The organism is Haladaptatus sp. AB643 (assembly GCF_024136975.1).
In the GTDB taxonomy this organism is placed as follows: Archaea; Halobacteriota; Halobacteria; order Halobacteriales; family Haladaptataceae; genus Haladaptatus.
The window spans coordinates 1-943 of record NZ_JAMYJW010000023.1; the positions used below are offsets into that span (position 1 = coordinate 1).

Below are 943 nucleotides of genomic sequence, written 5' to 3' on the forward strand. Positions count from 1 at the left end.
CCGATGATCATGATCATGGGTATCGCCCTGTCGCTCATTCTGCTCGCACAGGGCTTGGACCGCTTGTTCAACCCACGCGTCAGAACGCGTCTCGCGGGTGAATCGACGACGCTGGAAGAATCGGACGAAGGTACGGAGGTGCTCTAAGCATGATGTCACAACAACAGGAAACAGTCACGGAGGTATCGGATCCCATCCTGAGTATTCGGAACGCATCGGTCACCTACGACGAGGGTAAATCGTACGTGTTGAACGACGTGAGTCTCGATATCCAGCGCAACGAGATCGTCGGCGTGGTCGGCGAAAGCGGGTCGGGCAAGTCGATGTTCGCCGAAACGATTCTGGATGCGATTCCCGACCCCGGATTGCTTCAGGGCGAAGTGATCTATCGGCCGGAGGATGGTGAGGAGGTCAACGTGCTGGAGCTTTCGCAGGAAGAGTTGCGCTCGATGCGGTGGGAACAGATTTCGATGGTGTTCCAGGGGGCGATGAGTTCGTTCAACCCGACGATGAAAATCGAGGACCACTTCTACGATACGTTGGACGCTCACGACGCTGACCGCGCCGAGGGAATGGACCGCGCGCGTGAACTGCTCGCCGATCTCTACCTCGATGCTGACCGCGTGCTGTCATCGTACCCGCACGAACTGTCCGGTGGGATGCAACAGCGCGCACTGATCGCATTGTCGCTGGTGTTGGATCCGGACATCTTGGTGATGGACGAACCGACGGCGGCGCTGGACCTGCTGATGCAGCAATCGATCCTGATTCTGCTCAAAGAACTGCAGGAGAAGTACGACCTGACGATGGTGTTCATCACCCACGACCTGCCGCTCGTCGCGACGTTGGCCGACCGCCTCGCCGTGATGTACGCCTTCGATTTGGCGGAGGTCGGCCCTTCCGAGGAGATCGTGAACGATGCCGCGCACCCGTACACGCGAGC

1 protein-coding gene and 1 pseudogene are annotated in these 943 nt (G+C 58.9%); both read left to right on the forward strand.

All coding sequences use genetic code 11. The features are described 5' to 3' along the window. Positions 1–147: pseudogene (locus tag NKF25_RS23980) on the forward strand (ABC transporter permease); the annotation flags it as partial. 2 nt (positions 148–149) lie between these two features. Further along, positions 150–943 (forward strand): ABC transporter ATP-binding protein (locus tag NKF25_RS23985; protein WP_342766365.1); only part of this gene is annotated, 794 nt, incomplete at its 3' end.